General features: G+C 48.9%; 2 protein-coding genes. One reads left to right on the forward strand and one right to left on the reverse strand.

The window, feature by feature from the left end; translation table 11 throughout:
* Positions 1 to 835, forward strand: an 835-nt coding sequence (locus R7E00_RS23715; RefSeq protein WP_318124687.1) for a substrate-binding domain-containing protein, incomplete at its 5' end; no start/stop codon positions are given.
* A gap of 76 nt (positions 836 to 911) precedes the next feature.
* Here R7E00_RS23715 and R7E00_RS23720 read toward each other — a convergent pair.
* On the reverse strand, positions 912 to 1,316 hold a 405-nt coding region (locus R7E00_RS23720; RefSeq protein ID WP_318124689.1), incomplete at its 5' end, for an HAD-IA family hydrolase.

Consider the following 1,316-nt stretch of genomic DNA (forward strand, 5'->3'; position numbering starts at 1 on the left):
AGCATCTGCAGAAAGTTATTCCATCGCTCTAATCATTCCGTCATTGTTTGAAAAAGCATGCGCGCATTTCTTACCAAGCTTCCAACAGGCGTTAAACAAAGCGGGCTATCAATTATTACTGGGTTACAGCGACTACTCGACTGAGCAAGAAGAAAAGTTGCTTTCGACCTTTTTAGAGAGCCGTCCTGCGGGCGTTGTACTGTTTGGAAGTGAGCATAGTCAGCGAACGCATCAACTGTTAGAGGCGTCAAATACGCCAGTGTTAGAGATTGCCGAACTGAGCTCAAAGGCCAGTTATCTCAACATTGGCGTGGATCACTTCGAAGTGGGTAAGGCCTGTACCAGACACCTGATTGAACAAGGTTTTAAGAACGTTGGTTTTATTGGGGCGCGCGGGAATCACTCGACGTTGCAACGCCAGTTACACGGTTGGCAAAGTGCGATGATTGAAAACTATCTCACCCCAGATCATTTTCTGACGACTCATGAAGCGCCATCTTCACAATTGGGTGCGGAAGGATTGGCGAAGTTATTGCTGCGCGATTCAAGCTTGAATGCTTTGGTGTGTAGCCATGAGGAGATAGCAATTGGTGCGCTCTTTGAGTGCCATCGCCGCGTGCTCAAAGTCCCGACCGACATTGCCATTATTTGCCTTGAAGGCTCTTCTATGGGGGAGCACGCTTACCCAAGTTTGACATCTGCAGAATTTGATTATGAGCGCATGGGCACCAAGGCGGCAGAAAAACTGTTGCATGCCATCAAAGGTGAGCCAGAAGAACGGCCGACCAGTATGGGCTTTAAGCTAAAGCGTCGAGCAAGTACCGCGATTAATTGACCCCTCCGCTTTCCATAAATACAAAAAGCCTCTCAATATGGAGAGGCTTTTTACATTCTGAATTCACGAGCGAAAACTACGGACGTTCGCCCGTGGCTAGGCGTTGTTCGATATCTACGATCACCTCTGGCAGATCGGAGATGGTGTCGATTAAGTAGTGAGGTGCACTCTTGATAAACTTCGCGCGTGCTTTTTCACGAGCTTTCTCTAAGGTTGCTTCGTCTGCGGCTTGGTATTCTTCAAATGTCAGACCCGCTTCGTTACCAGAAAGCAGCAGACCCACCGTCCACATGCCCGCATTGTGACCTTCAAAGATGCCTGGTGCTGAATCGTCCACTTTGACGCATGCTTTAACGTCGCTTACACCAAGCTCAATCACGTTTTTCAGTGCCATAAACGGCGCAGGGCGACCACCTTGTGGCAGATCGTCTGTCGCGACAACATAATCTGGTTGGTAGCCGTAATCCGTTGCCACTGGAAT

Origin of the sequence: Vibrio sp. Vb1755 (assembly GCF_033338635.1) — a bacterium.
Taxonomy (GTDB): Bacteria; Pseudomonadota; Gammaproteobacteria; order Enterobacterales; family Vibrionaceae; genus Vibrio; species Vibrio alginolyticus.